The sequence below is a fragment of the Psychrobacillus sp. FJAT-21963 genome (assembly GCF_001420585.1).
Taxonomy (GTDB): Bacteria; Bacillota; Bacilli; order Bacillales_A; family Planococcaceae; genus Psychrobacillus.
In genome coordinates this window covers 1-23215 of record NZ_LJIY01000007.1, presented here as the reverse complement: position 1 = coordinate 23215, position 23215 = coordinate 1, and the positions used below count along the sequence as shown (strand labels likewise).

Sequence of the window (23215 nt, the reverse complement as noted above, 5' to 3'; positions counted from 1 at the left end):
TTACTAGCAATAACATTTTTTTATATAAAATTTCGCTTTATAAATAAAAATGGTAATAAATTGACTCAAATATGAAAAATTACAATATTCAGTCTTTTATTTTCGTAAAACGGTTAGTAACTTTTATGAAATCTTCGTTAAGTCTTTCTTTTTCATCGGTGAAGTATGAATTGCTTGTCCAACTAAACCCTCTACTACTTCAAGTAGTCCTTCATTGTATCCCGGATGCGCATAGTGTGGAAAAATAATATCTTCTTCTTTGGCTGCCATTTCAAGCAACTGGACAAAGGAGCCAGACATTTCTACTGCCCCTTCTCCTATCATATGAATGCCTTGTATTATTTCAGTTGTTGAATCTGAAATAACTTTAATAAATCCATCTTTTTTCCCAGTAATTGTTGCATAACCATTACCACCAAGAGCAAATTGGCTAACACGAATATCTATTCCTATATCACGTGCACTTTGTTCCGTTAGCCCCACTGAAACGACTGGTGGAATGGTATGCGCAACAACTGGCATAAATGTCAGATCAACTTCTGTTTGTATTCCAGCAATGGATGCAGCTGCAGCTTTTCCTTGTTTAATAGCTTTTCCAGCGAGCATAGGACCACCAGTTATATCACCAATTGCATATATAGAAGGGATCGATGATTTCATATCTTTGTCAATCTTAATAAATCCTTCTGAGGTAAGTTCAATTCCGAATCGGATTATTCCTAGCTCCTCCAAATTAGGCTTCCTTATTTCCGAAACAAATAGATGAGATCCACTAATTGTCTCTACTTCATTTCTATCCGATATAAAAGTAATAGAAATATCTTCTTCAGTCTCATGTTTTGCAATGAAATCTACTTCTTTATACATTTTTATTTTTCGCTTTTTAAACAAGCGAGTTAATTCTTTATTTAGAGATTCATCGAAAGGAAGACCTATTTTACCATCTATTACAATACTGACATGAGCCCCTAATACCGCAAAGCTAGAAGCAATCTCAAGTGCAATATAATCTTGCCCTCTTACAATGAGATGCTCTGGAATCTTATCCATCTTATATATTTCATGCGCCAATAAAACCCTTGGATCTTTCTCTTTCCTAACATCAGTGGTTATCGGGTTACTACCAGTTGCAATAATGAGTTGCTCAAATGTATAAATATCGAATTGATGTCCATTTTCTACTCCGATTTTTTCAATAGATAGGAATGTAGCTTTTCCACGTATAATTTCGATTTTATTTTCCTTACACAAACCTACTACACCTGACCTAAGCTGATTAATAATATTCGATTTATAAGAGCTTAGCTTTTTGAAATCAAAGAGCATTTCTGAACTTCCAATTCCAAGGCTGTTTAGATGAGCGGTTTCTGATAATTTTGATGCTGCATGTGTAAAAACTTTGGAGGGGATACAACCATTATTCAAACAGACACCCCCCATATCAGCCTGTTCAATTAACGTGACCGTAAGACCAAGCTGTGCAGCCCGTATGGCAGCACTGTAGCCACCTGGCCCTCCCCCAATAATTATAAGATTCCGCTCTTGACTGATTTCTCCAACAACCATTTTATATCAACTCCAACATCAGTTTATGTGGCTGTTCAATCAAACCTGCAAAGCGGTTCGTAAATTCAACTGCCGTAGCGCCATCCGCTACACGGTGGTCAAACGCCATAGAAAATGTCATAATATGGCCAATTACGATTTCATCCTGAGAATTGACAATTGGTTGTTTTTTCGTTTTGTGAAAAGCAATCAGAGCGGTTTCAGGATAGTTGATAATTGGGGTAGCTCCTGTACTTCCTAAAGGTCCAACATTACTCACTGTAAAGGTACTATTTTGCATTTCAAATGGTTGTAGTTTACTTGCAATTGCTCTTTCAGTTAACCCTTTGACCTCTTTGTTAATCTGTTTAATTGATTTCTTATCGACATGATGAATAACCGGGACCATTAAACCACTTTCTGTGTTTGTCGCGATACCGATATGATAGTTTTTTTTTAGTAGTATCCTGCTATTTTCTTCATCGAGTTCCGCATTGAATATAGGGAATTCCTTTAATGAAATAACAAGTGCTTTAATAAGAAATGCTGGGATACTGATTGATTCTCCAGATGCTTTCATTTGCTCTTTCAATTCAAGTAAGTTTGTCATATTGACTTCGTCAAAATGAGTGACATGGGGAATTGTAAAGAGTGATTTCGTCATCTTTTCTGCAATCTTTTTGCGAATCCCTTTAAAAGGAATTTCATCGGGTATTTCTTGAGAAAATACTGTTTGCTTTTCATCCTTTACTGATTCCTCAGTTGATTGTATTCCTTTCAAGAATCGAAAAACATCTTCCTCTGTTACTCTTCCAGATGGATCTGTAGCACGGACGTCTTCAATATTAATGTTATTGTCGCGTGCAATTTTGCGTGTGTATGGAGTAGCAAGCACTCGTTTATAAGTCATCGGATGAGCTTTTTCTTCATTGTTATTCGTAGTCTTTCCTTTCATTTCTGAAACTGGATTCATTTCTACATGTAATTTTTGTTCCGTCCGTACAGATTCATCGGATTCAATGTAGAGTAAACTTGTTCCGACCTGTACAACTTCACCTTCATCAATACGAATTTCTTTAACGATGCCTGAGCAAGGAGAAGTAAGTTCAGCAACCATTTTGTCTGTTTGTACTTCTACAAGTGGTTGATCAGTCATAACCGAATCTCCGACCTTCACTAAGTAATGAAGTACTTCTCCTTCGGTCATTCCTTCCCCGACATCATGCAGCTTTACTTCGAGCATTCCGCATCCTCCTTAAAAATGAACCACTTTTTCAATTCCCTCAACGACACGTGCCGGTGTTGGTAGATAATGTTCTTCTAATGCAAAGAATGGTACCGGTACGTCAAATCCCGTAATTCGTTCAATTGGAGCTCGTAAATAAAGGAAGGCTGTATCGTTAATAATCGACACGATATCATTACCTAATCCTCCAGTATTTTGAGCTTCATGAATAATAACTGCTCTTGTTGTCTTTTTTACAGAGTTAGCTATTATGTCACGATCAATTGGATACAATGTTCTTAGATCAATAATTTCACAACTAATTCCCTTTTGCGCAGCCAATTCAGCTGCTTTCTCTGCAATCGATATCATTGCTCCCCAAGCAATTAGTGTTACATCCGTACCTTCACGCACAATTTTTCCTTTACCAATTTCCACCTTATATTTTCCAACAGGTACTTCTTCTCTCTTCGAACGATAGTTTTTCATAGGCTCCAAAACCAATACTGGATCTGGATCTTCCATGGCAGCAATTAACAATCCTTTTGCATCGTAAGGATTTGAAGGACAAACGACCTTAATGCCAGGCATATGTGTGAATAAGGTTTCAGTACTATCAGAATGTATCTCGGGTGCGCGTATTCCAGCCCCGTATGGTGCTCGAATAACCATTGGCACTGTAAAACGGGACATCGAACGCATTCGAATTCGTGAGACATGTGTCATGATCTGCTCGTAAGCGGGATAAATAAAACCGAGGAATTGGATTTCTGTAATCGGTCTAAAACCGTTAACCGCAAGACCAATTGACGTTCCGATAATCCCTGCTTCTGAAAGTGGAGTGTCTACTACTCTATCATCACCAAATGTTTCTTGCAGTCCCTCAGTCGCTCGGAATACGCCGCCGTTCTTACCAATATCTTCTCCCAAAATAATGGTTCGATCATCCTCTTCTAACAGGAGTCGCATACCATCATTAATTGCTTGAATTAAAGTCAACTGCTTTGTCGTTTCATTTTTTGTGACTGACTCTTTTATTTGTGCCATTCATTACCGCCTCCTTAGATGTGCAAGGTACGATTCTTTTTGTTCAACAAGTTGGGCTGGCATTTCAGCATATACATGATTAAAAACGTCTTCTAAGTTCGGCGGAGGAAACTTTTCCATTTCTTCAACTGCCGCTTCAACTTCACTGCTCGTTTTATCATTAGTTGCTTGGATCCATTCATCATTCCAATAGCCGTAATTTTTCATAAACAGTTCTAATCTTGTTAATGGGTCAACAAAAACCTCCCCTTGTTTTTCAGGACGGTATTTTGACGGATCATCAGCAGTTGTGTGTGCACCTTTTCGCCAAGTAACTGCTTCTATCAATGTTGGGCCATTTCCAGCACGTGCATTGTCAAAGGCTTTTTTCGTTTCAAAATATACTGCGAAACAATCATTTCCATCGATTCGCACCCCTGGTATACCATAGGCAACTGATTTTTGAGCTATCGTCTCAGAATTCATTTGTTTTTCAATCGGGACTGAAATCGCATATCCATTATTTTGGCTAAAAAAGACAACTGGTACTTTGAATACACTCGCAAAATTCAAACCTTCGTGAAAATCACCTTCCGAAGTTGCTCCGTCCCCAAAATAAGCAATTGCTGCATTTTGTGTTCCTCTTCTCTTCTCAGCCCAAGCAGCACCTGCCGCATGAGGTAGTTGAGTAGCAATAGGAACAGCGGGCGGGAATATATTTCTATCTTGCGGTGCTACACAGCCCTCTACTCTCCCATTCCAATACAAAAACGTTCTAGCCATACTTTTTCCGAATGTAATTGTCGCACCATGATCTCGATAAGTTGGGAAAACCCAGTCTCCAGCTTTTAATGCGAGTGCGCTACCAACTTGAGCAGCTTCCTGTCCTTCAAAAGGGGCATAAGTACCCAAACGTCCTTGTCGTTGCAAGTTAATCGCTTTTCTATCAAAAGTACGAATTCGTAACATGTGATAGTAAAGTTCTTGAACCAATTGCTCATCTATTTGTTTTTCAAATCCCGTATCAACAAGATATCCTTGATCGTCTATGATTCTTTTTATAGGGTAGTTATCTTCCACTTAACTCGCCTCCCATTAGAATAGTTTGCTAAACGACCATTTTGGTTTCGCTGGTGCTGAGTAAAAGCTATTCCGTTTGCTTCGATCTGCTATTCTTTTTTCACACATTGCATTCGCTGATTCCTCTGTTGTTTTTCCGCTGCTCGCAGCATCTTTATACACTTCCAACATTACATCGTAAATATGTTTCGTTTTTGCAAGTACACGCTCAAGATTTATACCGTACAATTCATCTGCCACTTGAATAAGACCACCAGAATTGACAATGTAATCCGGTGCATACAAAATCCCATTATCTCTCAATAATCTTCCATGTCTATCTTCTAATAATTGATTGTTAGCCGATCCTACAATTGCTTTCACTTTAAAATGAGGAATTGTAGTGTCGTTAATAATCCCTCCAAATGCACATGGAACGAATATATCTGCTTTTTGGGAATAAATATCATCATTTTCAACAAACTGAACTTTGCCAGTTGTTTTTGCAGCTACTTCTTCGATTGCTCGAAGGCTATCTTTATTAATATCTGTTACGAAAATGCGAGCACCAGCTTCCAGAAGTCCTTTTGCAACTTTAAACCCGACCTTACCTAATCCCTGAATCGCATAACTATGTTGACCTAAGTCATCATTTCCATGCAACAATTGATTGGTTGCTTTGATGCCGTACAAAACACCAGCGGCAGTTGGTATAGAAGAATCACCACCTCCACCATATTCTTCTGGAAGTCCGTTAATGAAATTCGTTTCTTTTATCGCATGAATGAAATCATCCATTGTCGTCCCCATATCGGTACCTGTATAAAAACGTCCACCTAGAGAGTTTACAAATTGTCCGAATGCGCGGAATAATTCCGGTGATTTATCTGTTTTAGGATCACCAATAATTACTGCTTTCCCGCCTCCGAAATCGACATCAGCAGCTGCGCATTTATAAGTCATTCCTTTGGATAGACGAAGAGCATCTTCTAGCGCTTCATCTACACTACTGTATGGTTGCATACGACATCCACCAAGTGCTGGGCCAAGCGTTGTATTATGGATTGCAATAATTGCACGCAATCCAGTAGATGGATCGTTACAAAAAACCACTTGTTCATGCTTCGCCATCTTCTCGAAAAGATCAAATTCTTTTGTTATTGCCATTTTTTCAGCCATTATCACCCTTAATACCCCCTAAGGAATTACTTTCTAGTCTAAAATAGTTTCTTCTTTCTCTGGAAATATGGAAGCATTTCTTAGTTTTTCAGCTATTGTTTTTTTAGGTAAAATAACTTGTTTCACTTCACCTTTACCAATAATACCTAATTGGTTGGATGCCACAATTTTTGTCAGTACTACATTGTCCTGTACATCAACTAAAGTTGCAGTTAGCGTAACTACCGTACCGAGTGGGGAAGGCGCTATATGACTTAGCTTTACGGATGCTCCCATTCCTTCTTCGTGGTCTTCTAAAAATGGAAGAATAATTTTCCTGGAAACCCACTCCATATGATAAGTCATTGTTACCGTTGAATAGACAGGATGAACTATTTTCCCTTCAAAAGATGCAAACATATCATCTGTTACTGATATTTGTATAGTCTCTTCTCTGCCTATTTCCATTCCGCTTCTCATTACAACACCTCTACTTACTATATGCTCGAATCTTCTTAATACTGAATGGTGTTAGGTATTTCTATTCACCATTACACAAATTGTTGTAAACGCTTACATAAACAATTATATTTCATCTAACATAACACTATTACAACGTAATCGTATCAATTTGTAATACGATAGTCAATATAGTAATTAGAAAAATCTATCAATTCAAAATTAACTGATTCACACAAAAAAAGTAGTGAGTAAGGTCCCCACTACTTTTTACAACTCTAGTATTCTCTTAAATTCTTTTGCAGATTTAATCATACGATTTTCTGCTACTTCCACCATGTCGTCAATTAGTTCTTTTACTGTTGGAATATCTTCAATAAGTCCTGCAATTTGTCCACTATTCATAAAACCATTTTCGATATCGCCTTCTAATGCACCTTTAAGATGTTGTTTTTCCGAGGTCAGTTCACTATATTGATCCAGTGTCATCCCTGCTTTATCCAATTCATAGAGCTTCATAGCATAAGATGTCTTTAAGATTCTTCTCAGTCTTCCTACACTTCGACCGACAATCAATGTTTCCGTGTCACTGGCCTTCAATAAGTTTTCCTTATAAACATCGTGAAAAGGTGCTTCCTTTGTTGCGATTAAACGCGTACCGATTTGGACACCGCTTGCACCAAGCATAATTGCAGCTGCCAATCCTTTGCCATCCCCAATTCCTCCAGCTGCAAGTACGGGAATGTTAACGTGTTTCACAATTTGCGGAATGAGTGTGAAAGTAGTTAGTTCTAAGTTTGAGTTTATACCAGCAGCTTCAAACCCTTCTGCCACGAGTATGTCTGCCCCAGCAGCTTCCGCTTTCTGTGCATGTTTTACAGAAGCTACTAGAGCTATTACTATTACTCCATGTTCATGCAGTAGAGGAATATATGGTGCTGGGTTTCCCGCTGATAACGAAATAATTGGTACTTTATGTTTGATAACAAGATCAATTAATTCATCTGTAAAAGGTGTGATACTAATTGCAATGTTTATAGCGAAGTTCTTATTTGTTAGCGCTTTTGTTTCTAAAATTATGTTCTCTACTTCCTTTGGAGTCATTGTTCCGCACCCGATCGTGCCAAGGGCCCCTGCTTCTGAGACAGCTGCAGCAAGCTTTGCATTGCTAATATTCCCCATACCTCCTTGAATAATCGGATAGGTTATTTGCAACTTTTCACAAATATATATCATTTTTTATCCACCCCTATAAAAATATGTTATAGTAAAATCAATAGAATGACAATTGAGATTATTTGAAAAATGGGGGTAAATTTATGATTATCACTTTTAAAGGGAAAAAACCTGCGTTAGATCCTACTGTTTTTGTAGCTCCAGGTGCAAAAGTTATCGGAGAGGTCCAAGTTGGAGAAGAATCTACTATATGGTTTAATACAGTTCTGCGAGGAGATGAAGGTTTAATTTCAATTGGTAAAAGATGCAGTATCCAAGATAATTCGACCATTCATTTATATGAGGATGCGCCTGTTGTAATAGAAGACGAAGTTACTGTTGGACATAATGTCATCCTTCATGGATGTAAGGTTGGAAAACGCTCTATTATTGGAATGGGATCTACAATTCTTGATTATGCTGAAATTGGAGAAGAGTGCATTGTCGGTGCTAATACGTTAATTCCGCCTGGAAAGAAAATTCCTCCACGCTCACTAGTCGTCGGTTCACCAGGGAAGGTAGTGCGAGAATTAAACGAAAAAGATTTTGATATTATTCAGCTTTCCATTGATACGTATGTTCAAAAAGGATACGATTATCGAGAAATTTTTGAAAAAGAAGAATAGTAAGTACAAAAAGAGAAAGAAAAACCTGACATCGAGCATCCTTCTATTTGGAGATATACGCTGAGGGTACTAAAAAGTTCCTATAATTAACTTTGCCACATGGGGTTTCTCAGAAACCCAATAAATAAGAAAATCGTTGATACGGCTCCCTTTCCGCGGGCGTTGCCTCAGCATCCTAGGCCAACACGATGTTGGTCATGCAATCGTTGCCGCAGGATGCGGCGAACTTAGATTGCCTTCCCCTCAACTGTGGGGTCTTCGACTAACGCTAATCCCGCAGGAGTGTCGCCTTTTTCATCGATTTTCTAGAATTAAATAAGTAGAGTGAGGGGAATTCTAGAACTTCCCCTCACTCTACTTTTCTAGTTTTTTTGACAAGTCCATCTCGCTTTTTTAATTATAGATACTAAATAATGGTGGTGCCCTGAATGTGATTAGCAAGAGATAATTACGATTGATCAAGTAGAACAGCTGATCATTTGAATCGAAAATTAAAATAATGTATGCATAATAAATCAAAAGGTTTTGGAAATGTCCAACATTCCCGAAACCTTTTGATTTTCTGATACTATATTTCGATATGTGTTTACAAACAAAAAATGTAAGTATTTTTCTATTCACCAAAAACGTTAGTCCATAAGAAGTGGATGATCATCTGCATCATATGCTTTGTCCTTACGACGCATATCATTATCTTCTTGGAATACTTCTTCGAAAAAATGATTTGCTGGCTGTGCAAGCAATTTATAATATTGCTCAAATAAAAGTGCTGCATGGTTACCACTCCATATTTCTGGTAACAGTTCCTTTGGAAGACCAGGATCTGAAAATAGAAACTTACGATATTCATGTACAAGATTTGTTCGTTCAACAAAACATTCTGCATCCGACATTCTTCCATCGTTCATCATGCTCTGATGGATTATATATTGTTTGCTGTAGGTAGAGATAAAATCTTGATATTTTCCTTCAATTTCTTGAAGCGGCCAACTTTTTTCAACAAGAGCTCTGTTTGCTTGAGGACCTTTGTATTCTGCTACGAAGAAATCTACATAATTTTGTATACCATATTTTTCTATAAGAAATTCAACTTCTTTTTCAAGATTGTTCGGTGATATCCAGCATCCACTAGAAAAACTGCCGAATCCACTCCATAAAAGCTCTTTTCGTAGTTCATCTCGAACTTGTCTTTTTTCTTCTGGAATCGTATACATTAGCATACGCCATTTTCCATCCCAGTCGTTTGGCATTAATTTGAAAATTCGAATGGCAGCTTCTTCCATCCGAACTTCACCACGTGTCGTCAAAAAGTAATAACTTTTATTCCCTTCCTTCTCGGACTCGAGCCAACCTTGTTTCATCATTCTTGAAACCGCTACTCGTACCGACTGTTCATTATGTCCAAACTCTTTTAGCAGTCGGATTAAGCTTCCGATCCATATTTTATTTCCGTAATGACGGATATAATCACCGTAAATTGTAAATATCATTGATTGTGTATTCGACATGTAAACTCACTCTTTCTTTTTCCCTGATTACCAATATAACACGTTTCTTCCCTTCTTTCATTATTTTGTTATTAGAGTTTACTAATTATTTCCCTAAAAAGACTGGTTTCCTTTTCTCACTGAATGCAAGTAACGCTTCTAAGCGATCCTCAGTTGGGATTGTTAATTCGTATGCCTTAGACTCAATTGCAAGCCCTGTATGCAAGTCGGTATTCATTCCTTGTGTAATTGCATACTTCGCTTGTTTAATTGCTACAGGACCATTTTTCATTATTTCATTTGCTAGTTGTTCACAAGACTTCAGAAGATTTTCTTTTTCCACCACTTTTAATACCACTCCAAGCTGTACCCCTTCTTCTGCCGTGAATTTTCTTGCAGTGAAAATCAGCTCTTTCGCTCTCATTTCCCCTACTAATCTTGGTAATCTTTGCGTCCCACCTGCTCCTGGTATGATTGCCCAGCTTGTTTCAGTTAGACCCATTTTCACTCCTTCAGCTGCAATGGAAAAATCACACGCAATCATTAGCTCGAATCCTCCGCCAAATGCATACCCATTGACTGCAGCTATAGTTGGCTGTGGCAGATTTGCGATACTGTTGAACACATCTCGTATCGCTTTCACGTTTCTTCTAACTTCTGATTCTTTTAATGTTTTCCGCTCTTTCAAATCGGCACCAGCACTAAAAGATCTATCCCCTGCTCCAGTAAATATAATCACTTTCACTTCCGGATTAATTGAGATAGCATCTACTACTTGTTGAAGCTGATGCAATGTATCGTAATTAAAACAGTTCAGGGCTTCTTCTCGATTAATGGTGATATATGCAATGTTGTTTTCTTTTCTTAATAAAATATTCATCATTATGACATCTCCTATTCGAACAACTATAGTGAATTACTCCTGTCGCTTTGTTTTTGTTCCAAGAACAATCTATTGTATTGGTTATAAAAATGCCCTTCTCTCGTCGTTACTCTTCTTTTAAAGAGCTTTGACGCTTGAAGGACAGCAAAATGGTAGTACCTACTCTGATACATTCTCAAATATAGTTGCAATCCCTTGACCGACGCCGATACACATTGTCGCCATTCCGAATTGAACATTTCTTTTCTTCATTTCATATAAAAGTGTCGTTACTATTCGAGCACCACTCGCACCTAGAGGGTGTCCAAAAGCTATTGCTCCTCCATTGACATTCACTTTTTCACTTTCTAATTCTAGTTGGCGAATGCACTCCAGAGATTGTGAAGCAAAAGCTTCATTCAATTCTACAAGACCAAGGTCAGTTGTTTTCAACCCTGCACGTTGTAGTGCTTTTTTTGAAGCGAAAATAGGACCAAGCCCCATAACAGCTGGTTCAAGTCCTGCTGTTGCGCCTGTAACATATTTCGCTAATGGCTTCACATTCAATTCTTTTGCTTTTTCCTCACTCATAAGAAGTAAGGCAGATGCACCGTCATTGACTCCCGAAGCATTACCTGGTGTAACCGTACCACCTTCAAGTAATGGTTTTAATTTCCCAAGCTGATGTAACGTTGTATTTGGTCTTGGATGTTCATCTTGGTCGACAATGATTTCATTCCCTTTACGGTCCTTATACATAACCGGAACGATTTCTTCCGCAAATCGATTTTCTGCCATAGCTTTTTTAGCACGTTGCTGGCTCTCGAATGCAAATAAATCCTGATCCTCACGCGTTATATGAAATCGCTTTGCAACATTTTCGGCAGTTTCTGGCATCGTATCTACACCGTACATCTCTTTCAGTTTTTTATTTGTAAAACGCCACCCGATTGTTGTATCTTGCAGTTCCATATTTCCTCGTGGGAACTCTCTATCTGGCTTTGCCATGACAAACGGTGCTCGCGTCATGCTTTCAGTGCCACCAGCGATGTAAATATCGCCTTCGCCAACTGATATTGCTCTTGCAGCGTACATAACAGCGTCAAGTCCAGAACCACACAGACGGTTTATAGTTGTTCCTGCTACTTCGACAGGTAGGCCAGCTAACAATGCCGACATTCTTGCAACGTTGCGGTTATCTTCACCTGCTTGGTTTGCATTTCCGAAAACAACTTCTTCAATTTCCTTTACGGGGAGGTTCGGATTACGTTCAACAAGTGCTTTAATAACAATAGCTCCTAAATCATCTGGTCGAACTTCTCTCAGTGATCCGTTATATCTTCCGATTGGCGTACGGACAGCATCTACTATGACTACTTCTCTCATTTCGAAATCAACTCTTCATCAATAGAATAGTCGTATACACCTTTTCCACTCTTTCGTCCTAGACGCCCTGCTTTGACATATTGTTCTAAAAGAGGTGCAGGACGATACTTTTCCCCAAGCTTTTCATGTAAATATTTCAAATTATTTAATCTTGTATCAAGTCCCACTAAATCTACTAATTCGAATGGTCCCATTGGGTAATTTAATCCTAGCTTAATCGCTTTATCAATTTCTTCTGGTGTACCTAACCCTTCTTGAAGCATGTAAAACGCTTCGTTACCAACAAGTGCGCTAATTCGGCTCGTTACGAACCCTGGAAATTCATTAATGACAACAGTTTCTTTTCCCATTTTTATAGCTACTTCTTTAATTCTTTCTGCCGTTTCATCACTTGTTTCCAACCCTCGTACAATTTCGACTAAAGGCATTTTATGTACAGGATTAAAAAAATGCATCGCAATTGTTTTTTCTGGTCGTTTTCCAAAAAAAGCGATTTCTGTTGGGCTCATCGTCGAAGTATTTGTAGCAAAATAGCAATGAGAAGGAGCATGTTCTTCTATCGTTTCAAACACTTCTTTTTTAATAGTTGTTATTTCAGGTACAGCTTCAATAATTAAATCAGCAGTACTTACTGCTTTTGAAAGATCGCTTTCATAGCTTAAATTAAGTCTTGCTTGTTCAACCTGTACCGATGTAATCTTTCCGTGCACAAGTCCTTTTTCAAACATGCTATCTATATCTTTCTTCGCGTTTAGTAATGCAGAATTATGATTGTCGACAACTGTCACTGCATAGCCACCAACTGCTCCTACATAAGCAATCCCTCTTCCCATAATACCTGCACCTATGATAACAATATGGTTGATCATTATTCTACTCCCCTTATATTAATGAAAGAATACGGACAGGGTTTGAATTTTTCCCTGTCCGTATTTTCAGTTTATTTTTACAGTCCGAATGGATTCAGTGGTCGACTGCCGTAGTAAGATAAAATGCTTTTCGTTTCCGTATAGAGGTCTAGCGTTTCAATACATAGCTCACGTCCGAACCCTGATTGCTTATATCCGCCAAATGGTGTCCCAGGAAATGCTGAAAATGGGCAGTTTACCATTACAATACCTGCTTGGATCTGATTTGCAACACGCGTCGCACGTGCACCATCTTTTGACCAAATGGCTGAGCCTAACCCGAACTCTGTATCGTTTGCAAGTCGGATTGCTTCTTTTTCATCTTTAAATTTCATTAATACAACAACTGGACCAAAAATTTCTTCTTTTACAACTGTCATATCGTGATTTACATTTGCAATAATCGTTGGCTCATACCAGAATCCGTTTTCGTATCCATTTGGTTTCGAAACATTTCCACCAACAAGAATTTCTGCTCCTTCTTTCCGAGCTGATTGTACATAACTATCGATTGTATCAAGTTGAACTTGATCGATAATTGCACCAACATGTGTTCCTTTATCAAATGGGTTGCCTAGCTGTAATTTTTTCGTTTTTTCAACAAACTTATTCAAAAATTCATCGTAAATATCCTCATGTACATACAAACGAGATCGAGCTTCACATGATTGACCTGAATTATAGAAAATACCAAACAGTGAACCATCTACTGCAGCGTCAATATCTGCATCTTCAAATACAAGATTAGGAGATTTTCCACCCAGCTCCAGTGTTACACGTTTTAGCGATTGAGATGCTTTCCCCATAATGTCTTTACCGATAGGCGTTGAGCCAGTGAAAGCTACTTTATCCACTTGAGGATGCTCCACTAAAAAGTTACCAATATCAGATCCAGAACCTGGAAGGATGTTCACCACACCCGCAGGAACACCTGCTTCAAGACAAATTTCTCCCAAGATTATTGCTGTTAATGGTGTGTGGGAAGCTGGCTTTACAATTACCGAGCAACCTACTGCAATAGCCGGCGCCACTTTCCAAGCAGCCATCATAAGTGGATAGTTCCACGGAATGATTTGTGCACAAACTCCAACTGGCTCTTTCTCTGTATAGTTATGGAATTGGCCAGGAACATTGTTAACGACTCCTCGGTGACCAACAATTGCACCCGCATAAAACTCAAAATCTTCAATCGCTTGAGAAACTTGACCTTGCGCTGCATGAAGCGTTTTACCAGTATCGAGAATTTCCAATTCAACTAGCTCATTAAAACGAGAACGCATTATTGCAGCGATTTTGTTCAATACTTGCGCTCGGCGACCAACTGGATACATTTTCCATTTACCATTGTCAAATGCATCTCGAGCACTTGCAACGGCTTTTTCAACATCTTCTTTAGACGCTTTTGCAACTTCCGCAACTAGCTCACCTGTTGCTGGATTGTAAGTTTTAATCGTTTCACCTGTACTACTTTTTATTTTTTCTCCGTTAACAATCAAATGATAAAACGATCGTTTCATTGCCTCTTGCTCGATATCATTATCCCGAATAGTTGTCATGTGCTCAGCTCTCCCTATTGTCCTGAAAAAACAGGTTTTCTTTTTTCCATAAATGCATGAATACCTTCGCGGTGATCAATTGTTAAACCAGCAATCCGTTGTCCTTGTGCTTCTTGCTCAAGATAGTCTTCAAAAGTAAGCTCTGTAGCGAATTTCAATGATCGTTTAATCAAACCAATCGCCTTTGTTGGTAAAGTAGAAAGATTTGCTGCAAATGCCGACACCTCTTCATCCCATAAATCTAACGGAATAAGTTTATTCGCTAGACCTAATGAGACTGCATCAGTAGCCGATACCTTTTCTCCAAGAATGGATAATTCCAATGCTTTAGCATGACCGACTAACTTGGTTAAATAATACAGATTACCCGAGTCTGGAATGAGGCCAACATGTATGAAAGCATTCAAAAAACTGGCGCGTTCCGATACAATTCTAAAGTCACAAGCAAGTGCTAAGCTGAACCCTGCACCAGCCGCAACTCCATTTACTGCTGCGACAATCGGTTTTTCACATTGTCTAATTTGATTTATCATCGGTCCATAGTGATCTCTTAAAACTTGGCCATGATCCATATTCTCATCGACTTCTGCCAAATCTTGTCCAGAACAAAAAGCCCTTCCTTCACCTGAAATGACTATGCAGCGAACTTGTTCATCGAATGTAGCAGCTTTGATCGCATCTTTTACTTCTCGGTTCATTTGTGCGGTAAATGCATTTAATTTGTCAGGTCTATTTAAATAAAGCCATGCAATTCCATCTCTGACATCATAACGAATCGTTTCGAACATGCAACGACCTCCTTACTTCCCTTTGTAATTCGGTTTTCTTTTTTCAACAAATGCGTTCATACCTTCTTTTTGATCTTGTGAAGCGAAAAGTAGATAGAAGTTTTTTCTCTCATATTGCATTCCTTCATATAAAGGATAATCTACAGCTTTATTAACCGAGTCTTTTATAAGCCGCACTGATAGAAGGGGTTGATTAGCAAGACGGTCTGCCAATTTCATTGTTTCTTCCATTAGTAGTTCAGGTGCAACGATTTTGTTAATAACTCCATGTTTGAGAGCAGTTTCCGCAGAAATACGCTCCCCCGTCCAAAGCCATTCGAGGGCTTTCGTACGACCCACAAGTTTCGTTAACCTTTGTGTTCCTCCTGCACCTGGCATTACGCCAAGTCCTACTTCTGGAAATGAAAATTCAGTACCGATACTAGCGATTAATAGATCACAGCAAAGGGCAAGCTCAAATCCACCACCGAAGACAAACCCTTTTAACGCACCGAGTATAGGCTTTTTAATGAGCGCAAAACGGTCCCAATCAGCAAATTGATTTAGTTGTTCTAGGCTTACTGGATTATCATCCATCATTTCGTCAATGTCGGCACCTGCGGAAAAAGACCGTCCTTTACCAGTAAGCACTATTACACGAACGTTTTCATCCCGGTCAAATTCCTCCATCGCTACGACAATTTCATTGACCATTTTTCGATTTAATGAGTTAAACTGTCGAGGTCGATTCAGCTCAATAATTGCTATGTTTTTCATTAAAGTTGTTTCAATGAATTCGAAACGATTCATTACGCTTCCTCACCAATCATTAATGTGACAAGATCACCCGCAAATCCCATTAAATCTTTGCCAGAAGCTCTTCCTTCTGGTGAACGTAAGCCCTCCTGCAGTGCATCCAAACTATCATAATGCATTTCACATGTGAGATAGTATTTTCCATCTCCACCCATCGGAGATCCTGTTACTTTCGTTACTTTCATCTCACGAAGCCCTGGGATCTTCGCTGTTAGTGGTGCATGCACGTTAAAATAATGTGCATCAAAAGCCTCTTTGTTTTCAGGGTGTTTGTACAACGCGATTAATTTTGCCATTTTTCTTCTCCTCGCTTTACATTAATGTAGAAACAGGTTTCATAGCTTCAAATACGTTTTTACAACTCTTACAGTACAAAATGCTTCTGCATGCAGTCGGACCGAAAACATTTTCCATCGTGACATACGTAGATCCGCAGTAAGCGCAATCTATATGCCATGAGCCGTCCGCTTCCATCTGTCTTGGTGGTGGTGCAATTCCGAATTTTCTAAGATTCACATGTCCTCGTTCCGTTATTCGATCTGATGTCCACGGTGGGTGAAAGACAAATTCCACTTGGACATCTTTCACTTCCGGTAATTCTTTTACAGCATTGATCGTATTCTTTTTAATAATTTCGAGTGCTGGACATCCTAAAAAAGTAGGGAGCAAAACTACCTTTACGTTATTTTCTTCTGTAGTGACTTCCCCCACCATACCTAGGTCCATAATGCTAATGGAATCCATTTCCGGATCTTTTACCCCTTCAAGTACTTCATATACGCGCTGAGGAGAAATTTCTATGGATGCTTCCATGCAAGTCACCTCTTTCCATTTTCGAAAATTACCAAGTTGCTATTGGATCGAATTTGTAAACTTCTGAAAGTGTGTGTAGTGCTTCTACCAAGTCTTGCGTATGTTCACCGTTTCGTCCGTTTTTTGTAGGCTTATCCGATATCTTTGGAACTTCCATTTGAAGCGCCGCAAATACTGGTTCGATACTTGCTTTCCATTTATCTCTCAAACTCTCTTCACTACTTATTAATTTACTTTTTTCAATTAGTAATTTTTCGTTTCCATAAGAGAATACATCACCAAAATCATCCATTACTTTTTTGATAGCTTCTTCCATTTTCTTTTTCGCTACATCTGTAGAGCTAAGTAATTGCTTAAACCACGTTTCCCAGTGTAGCCTGTGATAATAAAGCTCCATTCTCACTTTTACTGCAGTATCTGCAAGTGGACTGTACGAGCTTTCACATAAAGAATCGATTTTTATCTTTTTCGCTTGTGTGTAAAAATAACTTCTGACAACTTGATAAGCCCAATCATATGAGGGGGTTTCCATATAATAACCTTCACCATTCACTCGCTCCATCAAAACGCTGTTTTTTCTTTCCAGTGCAGGACGTGAATGGGCAAGATCATCCGCATTTCCTAATCCTAAATCTTCGAGTAGTTTATAGAACATCGCTGCATGCCCCATGCTGTCTTGGCTAATGGAAGAAGAAGCGACGTCTTCTTCAATATGGGGAGCGAGTCCGAGCCATTCAGATCCACGATAGGCGTACAAGAAATCATCATCGGCAAGCTGGAATAATAAACTTGTTATTGCTTCTTTATACTCCTGGCTCATGACTGTTTCATTTTCATTCATTTACGCTCTCCTCCCCATGATAGAATCTCTTTTTCATCCAATATTTGCTGCTCGTACTGGCGCCACTTTTTCTTTAAGTAACCATAACCTTTTGTTGTCCGATAATCTTTATTGTCAAGTCTGCCAAGCGTCATCTTCTCTTCTACATCCATCTTTCGAATATTCTTTCGATTCACAATCCAAATGTCAGCAACCGGTTCACGTCTCATGAAGTTTTCCTGTGCCAAAATAAATGCCATATCTTCATTTGGTGCTAATAAGCTAAATTGATGTTGGAAAGCAGAGCTTGGCGTTCGCTTGCTAAATACTTCATATTCTTGATAAAATGTTTTCTCTTCGGCCATTTATTCTGCCTCCTTTCGCTAGGTGGCTTTCACGCTCAGCGCATCACGCACCCATGCATTATTTTCGTAAGATGACCTTCGTAAATTCAGACGTGCATGTGAACGTGGTCCTCCGTTTTTTATGATTTTCTTAAATTCATTCCAATCTGGCTGTTTATAAGACCAAAGCTTACTCTCTTCATCAAAACGGAGTGTCGGATCCGGAATGGTCAAACCAAGAGATAAAATACGCGGAATGTATTTATCAAAAAAAAGTTGTCTAAATTCTTCGTTTGTCTTAGTACGAATTTTATATTTTATCGTCAAGTCTTGTTTCGACGATCCTGTCGTCTCTTTGCTTGCCGGTCCAAAGAACATGAGCAGAGCTTCCCACCAGCGATTGAGAGATTCCTGAATCATCGCCTTTTGTACATCTGTACCTTCAGCGAGCGCCATGATAATTGATTCACCATGTTGAGCATGAAACACCTCTTCTGCACAAATTCGCTGTAGTGCTCTTGCATACGGTCCGTAAGAAGCCCCAAGCATATTTGTTTGTGTAATAATAGCAGCTCCATCAACGAGCCAACCAATAATTCCAGCGTCCGCCCAAGTTTTCGTTTCCATATGGAAAACGTTATGGAATTTCAAATCTCCATTAAATAAGTCTTGCATTATATCTCCACGGTTTTTTCCATAAGGAACTAGTAAGTCTTCCGTTACCCGCAAAAGCAACTGGCCGTGACCCATTTCATCTTGCACTTTTGCCATAATGCCTAGTTTTCTATTTAACGAAGGAGCTTTAGGTACCCATTCTTTTTCAGGAAGTGCCCCCATTATTTCACTTATGCCATGCATTGAAATCAATCTAATTAATGTCAGTCTGTATTCTTCTGGCATCCAATCATCTGCTTCAATCTTGTCGCCACGTTCAATTCGCTTCATGAAATGAGCCAATTGTTCTTCTTCTGCCGCATTCTGCAAATTGGTCATATCTAACCCCCCCTTAATAAAGTTATGCCTTTATATGATTGCATATAACGATTTAATGACGTTATAACTATATAACGTTATATTATTTAAAAATTATGCTAGTCTATAAAATTTAGCCCACTTTAAACCATTTCTATTATTATTGGGCTGGTAGCTATTTTTATAGAATCTGTAGGGCATCCATCAAACGCATCTTCTAAATCTTCTTGCAACTCTAGAGGTACTTCAGCTGTCCCTTTATTTTCATCAAGAATTACATACGCAAGTCCTTCATCATCATAATCGAAGATGTCTGGTGCACTGGCTCCACAAGATCCACATGCAATACATGTTTCTTGATCAACAATTGTATACTTTGGCATAATGTCTTTCTTCCTATGTTTATCAGACTTTTTCAGCCTGTCTCCTCGGTTTATCCATAACACTAGTGCTGTGAAGAGGCTGAACTTTAGACGTTGGATCGATAAACACTTTTGCGTTGCTAACAGCAGTCGGCGCTTCACCAAATCCACTTGCGATTAACTTCACTTTTCCTTCATATGTGCAAATATCACCGGCAGCGTAAATTCCTGCAATATTTGTTTCCATTTTTGAATTTACGACAATGCTGTTTTTATCCAAATTAAATCCCCAATTTTTGATTGGACCAAGAGAGGACACGAAACCATAATTGACAATAACATCATCAACATCGATAATCATTGTTTCATTGCCTTTCACATCTATTAACTCGACTTGTTTAATTCGTTTTTCTCCTATAAATGCAGAAGGAATAAATGGAGTTAATACATCTACAGATGAATTCTTCAACATTTCCACAGTATGTTCATGTGCTCGGAACTTATCACGGCGATGAGCCAATGTTACTTTTTCTGCAATTGGTTCTAGCATAAGAGCCCAGTCTACAGCAGAATCACCACCGCCGAACAACTGAACTTTTTTTCCCTCAAATTTTTGTAAATCATTAATAAAATAATGAAGATTAGTTTCTTCAAATTTTGAAGAATTTACAAGATCCAATTTTTTCGGATGGAATGCCCCGTTTCCTGCAGTAATAATGATTGTTTTAGTAAAATGGGTCCCTTTGTTCGTCAATAGTTTAAAAGAATTGTTAGGATGTCTTTCTAGCTCTTCCACTGCTTCATTCAAACAAACTGTTTGTTCAAATTGCTCCATTTGCTTCTTTAATCTATCGATGAGGTCTTGCGCTGTTATTTTAGGGAAACCTGCAACATCGTAAATATACTTTTCAGGATATAAAGCGGATAATTGTCCACCTAGCTCCGGAAGACTTTCAATTATTTTACAAGACATATTTCGAAGGCCAGCATAAAACGCAGTGAATAAGCCAACTGGTCCTCCCCCAATTATGGTTACATCAAAAATTTCCTCGTTGTGAGACAAACAGACTTCCTCCTTCTGAGTATGAATTACACACCTATTACATTTTTATCTCGAGAATCTACAACTCGAATCGCTTTTCCTTCAGATCTTGGTATCGTTTTAGGACTATTAAAAACAATATCCATAGACACTAAACAGCTCGATTTCAATGAACTTTGAATTTCTAATTTCAGTTGAGTTACTTGTGAATCGCTTAAATCACCATTGATTTTTTCATAGAGATTATTATCTATTTCTACATGTAGTTCGGCGATGTCCATCGCGTCTTTTCTAATTAAATGAATTTGATAATGAGGTACAAGATTTTCCACCTGTAAAAGAACCCGTTCTACTTCCGTTGGAAAGACATTCACTCCACGTATAATCAACATATCATCTGTACGACCTTTCACCCTCGACATTCTCGTCAAAGTCCTGCCGCAAGTACACTTCTCGCGTGTTATGGACGAAATGTCACCAGTGCGATATCGAATGATTGGAAGCGCTTTCTTCGTTAAACTTGTAAAAACTAACTCTCCTTCTTCCCCTTCAGCAACTGGTTCAAGTGTTTTAGGATTAATTACCTCGATGTAAAAATGATCTTCTTGTACATGTAGACCATTTTGAGCTTCATAACATTCAACGGAGACACCTGGTCCAATAATCTCGCTCAATCCGTAAATATCAACTGCTTTCAAATGGAAAGTTTGCTCTAGCCTTTTTCTCATTTCTTCCGACCATGGCTCCGCTCCGAAAATTCCATATTCCATCGATGATTGCCTCGGATCTATACCCTTCTCTTTCATTTTCTCCGCTATGTTCAACATGTATGAAGGCGTCCCGCAAATGCCTCTAGGTTTAAAATCTTCTATTAATGTAATCTGTCTTTCCGTGTTTCCACCTGACATTGGCACAACGGTTGCTCCGAGAACTTCCGCACCATAATGGAGCCCAATTCCCCCTGTAAATAAACCATAGCCATATGCATTATGGAAAATATCTGTCTTTTTACCACCTGCCGCCACAATTGAACGCGCTACAACTTCAGCCCACATTTCTATATCCTCTGCTGTATATCCAACAATTGTTGGTTTCCCACTCGTTCCCGAAGATCCATGAATCCGAACAACCTCTTCTTGTGATACTGCAAATAATCCAAAAGGATAATGATCTCGCAAATTTTTTTTTATTGTAAATGGCAGCTTCGTCAAATCTTCTAAACTTTGAATATCTTCTGGCTTAATCCCAAGCTCATCAAATTTCTTTCGATAAAATGGAACATGCTCATAAACGTTCTTAACTGTACTACGGAGTCGATCTAGCTGTAGGCTTTCCATTTCTTTACGCTGCATCGTTTCAATTAATGGATTATACAAACATCATTCCCCCTAGTTTTCTTTCTTTATGAAATGGAGTTATCAAAATCTGTCTCATATAACAAATAAAATACGGAGATATAATATATGGTAATATGATATTAGATTAATAGTTCGAATCGTATAAGTCAACACAAAATTCAGAATTTTTTTATCTTCATTATCGTATTACAAAAAAGTGAACTCTCGACTGTGGTTGAGACAACGTTTAGTGGAGGGGGAATGGTAGAAATAAAATCGAGGAAAAAGAAAGGAAAAGTTCAATGTCCTAAGAAGAATCAAGAAAACGCTGATCCTAAGTGAAAAGGACAGCGTTTAAAATCGTTTGCATAAAATTATGTGCGTGAATAAATTGATATTGTTACAAAAAGCAGTGATTAGTTTTTATCTTCACGCTGGCTTCTACTAATACTTTTGTAATTATTTAATATAATGGCTATGTTAAATTCTAATGTTGATTTGTGACCATAACAAAACCGCCTTTGTGAAAAGGCGGTTAATTGAGCTATCGTCTCCCGTTAGCGTAATCACCTTAAGTGACAAGTTCATCTTACCGTCTGGTAAACGAGACCTATGGCTCCAGAATCAAAGGTCTTGTTTTCGATAAGTTTAAGATTGATCTTCTCCTTGAGACCTCGGAATAACGGCAACCCGCTGCCGATCAGGACGGGAGAAACCGTAATTTTATACTCATCGATTAAATCATGCTGCATAAGGTGGTGTGCGAACCTAGGACTGCCGAGGATAACCATATCCTTGCCTGGCTGCTGTTTGAGGTTCTTGATCTCTTCCTCGACATCTTCTTTCACCAGTCTGGAATTGTTCCATTCGACTTTCTCCAGCGTCGTGGAAAAAACGATTTTGGCTGTCTTTTCGATCCACTCGGCATGATTCCGTTCATGCTGCGAAGCTGATGGGTTCGAAGGCACAGATGGCCAGTAACTGTGCATCATCTGATAAGTCCCACGTCCCCAAAGGACAGTGTCGGCAGTACTCAGAATTTCTTTCGCGTGTTTCTCCAAATCAGCATCGTAGGAAACCCAGCCAATGTCCATTTCACCATTCGGCCCTTCTACATAACCGTCAAGCGATGCGTGCAGAAATAGAACGAGTTTTCTCATTTTCAGTTCTCCTTTGATCATGAGGAATATCTACATTATACATTATCTACATTTTAGCATAATTCAACTTGGGTTGTTTCTTTTGGATTGCTAATCCCAAACCTGCCCGTAAGCTTAACAAGAGTAAGCAGAAAGCCGAAGCTTTGCGTTCGTGTCGGTAACAGTAAACAGGCACGATTTGACCAACATATTTTTTTAAATAACTTTAAGCCACTTTGTTATTACTTCTCTAAGTTTTTCTTCTTTTGCTTTAACGTCATTTTTATCAGT

The 23215-nt window shown here is 38.7% G+C and carries 24 protein-coding genes; 1 reads left to right on the top strand and 23 read right to left on the bottom strand.

Translation table 11 applies throughout. The features are described from left to right. Window positions 1–123 precede the first annotated feature (123 nt). From AN959_RS15875 to AN959_RS15845, 7 genes are all read right to left on the bottom strand, one after another. Window positions 124–1566: an NAD(P)/FAD-dependent oxidoreductase gene (locus AN959_RS15875; protein ID WP_056832166.1), complete on the bottom strand. Its 1443-nt coding sequence runs from the start codon at window positions 1564–1566 to the stop codon at window positions 124–126. A 1-nt stretch (window position 1567) separates the two neighbouring features. After that, a complete protein-coding gene (locus AN959_RS15870) occupies window positions 1568–2788 on the bottom strand; it encodes a dihydrolipoamide acetyltransferase family protein (protein ID WP_056832164.1) in 1221 nt (406 codons plus the stop codon). Window positions 2789–2800: 12 nt separating this feature from the next. Beyond that, window positions 2801–3817: an alpha-ketoacid dehydrogenase subunit beta gene (locus tag AN959_RS15865; protein ID WP_056832162.1), complete on the bottom strand. Its 1017-nt coding sequence runs from the start codon at window positions 3815–3817 to the stop codon at window positions 2801–2803. A 3-nt stretch (window positions 3818–3820) separates the two neighbouring features. Further along, window positions 3821–4876 (bottom strand): pyruvate dehydrogenase (acetyl-transferring) E1 component subunit alpha, encoded by a 1056-nt coding sequence (pdhA, locus tag AN959_RS15860; RefSeq protein WP_056832160.1) that lies wholly within the window; start codon window positions 4874–4876, stop codon window positions 3821–3823. Window positions 4877–4891: 15 nt separating this feature from the next. Then, window positions 4892–6034 (bottom strand): Glu/Leu/Phe/Val dehydrogenase, encoded by a 1143-nt coding sequence (locus AN959_RS15855; protein WP_056832382.1) that lies wholly within the window; start codon window positions 6032–6034, stop codon window positions 4892–4894. Window positions 6035–6067: 33 nt separating this feature from the next. After that, window positions 6068–6493: a thioesterase family protein gene (locus tag AN959_RS15850; RefSeq protein WP_056832158.1), complete on the bottom strand. Its 426-nt coding sequence runs from the start codon at window positions 6491–6493 to the stop codon at window positions 6068–6070. 249 nt (window positions 6494–6742) lie between these two features. Further along, window positions 6743–7708, bottom strand: coding sequence for a nitronate monooxygenase family protein (locus AN959_RS15845; protein WP_056832156.1), 966 nt, complete (start codon window positions 7706–7708; stop codon window positions 6743–6745). A gap of 83 nt (window positions 7709–7791) precedes the next feature. Between AN959_RS15845 and AN959_RS15840 the strand changes: the two genes are divergently transcribed. Beyond that, entirely contained in the window at window positions 7792–8313 is a 522-nt protein-coding gene (locus AN959_RS15840) for a gamma carbonic anhydrase family protein (RefSeq protein ID WP_056832154.1), read from the top strand. A gap of 629 nt (window positions 8314–8942) precedes the next feature. Here the strand turns inward: AN959_RS15840 and paaX are convergent. From paaX to AN959_RS15760, 16 genes are all read right to left on the bottom strand, one after another. Then, entirely contained in the window at window positions 8943–9821 is an 879-nt protein-coding gene (gene paaX, locus AN959_RS15835; RefSeq protein ID WP_056832152.1) for a phenylacetic acid degradation operon negative regulatory protein PaaX, read from the bottom strand. Between the two features lie 85 nt (window positions 9822–9906). After that, the gene (locus tag AN959_RS15830; protein WP_056832150.1) at window positions 9907–10683 is read right to left on the bottom strand and encodes an enoyl-CoA hydratase-related protein; all 777 of its coding nucleotides are present in this window, start codon (window positions 10681–10683) and stop codon (window positions 9907–9909) included. A 159-nt stretch (window positions 10684–10842) separates the two neighbouring features. Beyond that, the gene (locus AN959_RS15825; protein ID WP_056832148.1) at window positions 10843–12048 is read right to left on the bottom strand and encodes an acetyl-CoA C-acyltransferase; all 1206 of its coding nucleotides are present in this window, start codon (window positions 12046–12048) and stop codon (window positions 10843–10845) included. Further along, entirely contained in the window at window positions 12045–12917 is an 873-nt protein-coding gene (locus AN959_RS15820) for a 3-hydroxyacyl-CoA dehydrogenase (RefSeq protein ID WP_056832146.1), read from the bottom strand. Before AN959_RS15820 ends, AN959_RS15825 begins: the two co-directional genes overlap by 4 nt. A 77-nt stretch (window positions 12918–12994) precedes the next feature. After that, entirely contained in the window at window positions 12995–14512 is a 1518-nt protein-coding gene (locus tag AN959_RS15815) for an aldehyde dehydrogenase (protein ID WP_056832144.1), read from the bottom strand. A 14-nt stretch (window positions 14513–14526) separates the two neighbouring features. After that, complete coding sequence (locus tag AN959_RS15810; RefSeq protein WP_056832142.1) at window positions 14527–15300, bottom strand: enoyl-CoA hydratase-related protein; 774 nt, start codon at window positions 15298–15300, stop codon at window positions 14527–14529. A 12-nt stretch (window positions 15301–15312) separates the two neighbouring features. Further along, on the bottom strand, window positions 15313–16089 hold the full coding sequence (locus AN959_RS15805; protein WP_056832141.1) for an enoyl-CoA hydratase/isomerase family protein: 777 nt from the start codon (window positions 16087–16089) through the stop codon (window positions 15313–15315). Beyond that, window positions 16089–16391, bottom strand: coding sequence for an EthD family reductase (locus AN959_RS15800; protein ID WP_056832140.1), 303 nt, complete (start codon window positions 16389–16391; stop codon window positions 16089–16091). The genes AN959_RS15805 and AN959_RS15800 overlap by 1 nt, the downstream gene beginning before the upstream one ends. A gap of 16 nt (window positions 16392–16407) precedes the next feature. Then, window positions 16408–16908 (bottom strand): 1,2-phenylacetyl-CoA epoxidase subunit PaaD, encoded by a 501-nt coding sequence (gene paaD / locus AN959_RS15795; RefSeq protein ID WP_056832138.1) that lies wholly within the window; start codon window positions 16906–16908, stop codon window positions 16408–16410. A gap of 28 nt (window positions 16909–16936) precedes the next feature. Continuing rightward, complete coding sequence (paaC, locus tag AN959_RS15790; RefSeq protein ID WP_082461050.1) at window positions 16937–17749, bottom strand: 1,2-phenylacetyl-CoA epoxidase subunit PaaC; 813 nt, start codon at window positions 17747–17749, stop codon at window positions 16937–16939. Further along, window positions 17746–18093 (bottom strand): 1,2-phenylacetyl-CoA epoxidase subunit PaaB, encoded by a 348-nt coding sequence (paaB, locus tag AN959_RS15785; RefSeq protein ID WP_056832136.1) that lies wholly within the window; start codon window positions 18091–18093, stop codon window positions 17746–17748. Before paaB ends, paaC begins: the two co-directional genes overlap by 4 nt. 18 nt (window positions 18094–18111) lie before the next feature. Further along, complete coding sequence (paaA, locus tag AN959_RS15780; protein ID WP_056832135.1) at window positions 18112–19065, bottom strand: 1,2-phenylacetyl-CoA epoxidase subunit PaaA; 954 nt, start codon at window positions 19063–19065, stop codon at window positions 18112–18114. A gap of 122 nt (window positions 19066–19187) precedes the next feature. Continuing rightward, window positions 19188–19427, bottom strand: a complete 240-nt coding sequence (locus AN959_RS15775; RefSeq protein WP_056832132.1) for a ferredoxin — start codon at window positions 19425–19427, stop codon at window positions 19188–19190. A 22-nt stretch (window positions 19428–19449) separates the two neighbouring features. Next, a complete protein-coding gene (locus AN959_RS15770; protein ID WP_056832130.1) occupies window positions 19450–20469 on the bottom strand; it encodes an NAD(P)/FAD-dependent oxidoreductase in 1020 nt (339 codons plus the stop codon). 26 nt (window positions 20470–20495) lie between these two features. Beyond that, window positions 20496–21800, bottom strand: coding sequence for a phenylacetate--CoA ligase family protein (locus AN959_RS15765; protein ID WP_056832378.1), 1305 nt, complete (start codon window positions 21798–21800; stop codon window positions 20496–20498). 569 nt (window positions 21801–22369) lie between these two features. Further along, a complete protein-coding gene (locus tag AN959_RS15760; RefSeq protein ID WP_056832128.1) occupies window positions 22370–22945 on the bottom strand; it encodes a dihydrofolate reductase family protein in 576 nt (191 codons plus the stop codon). Window positions 22946–23215: the final 270 nt, after the last annotated feature.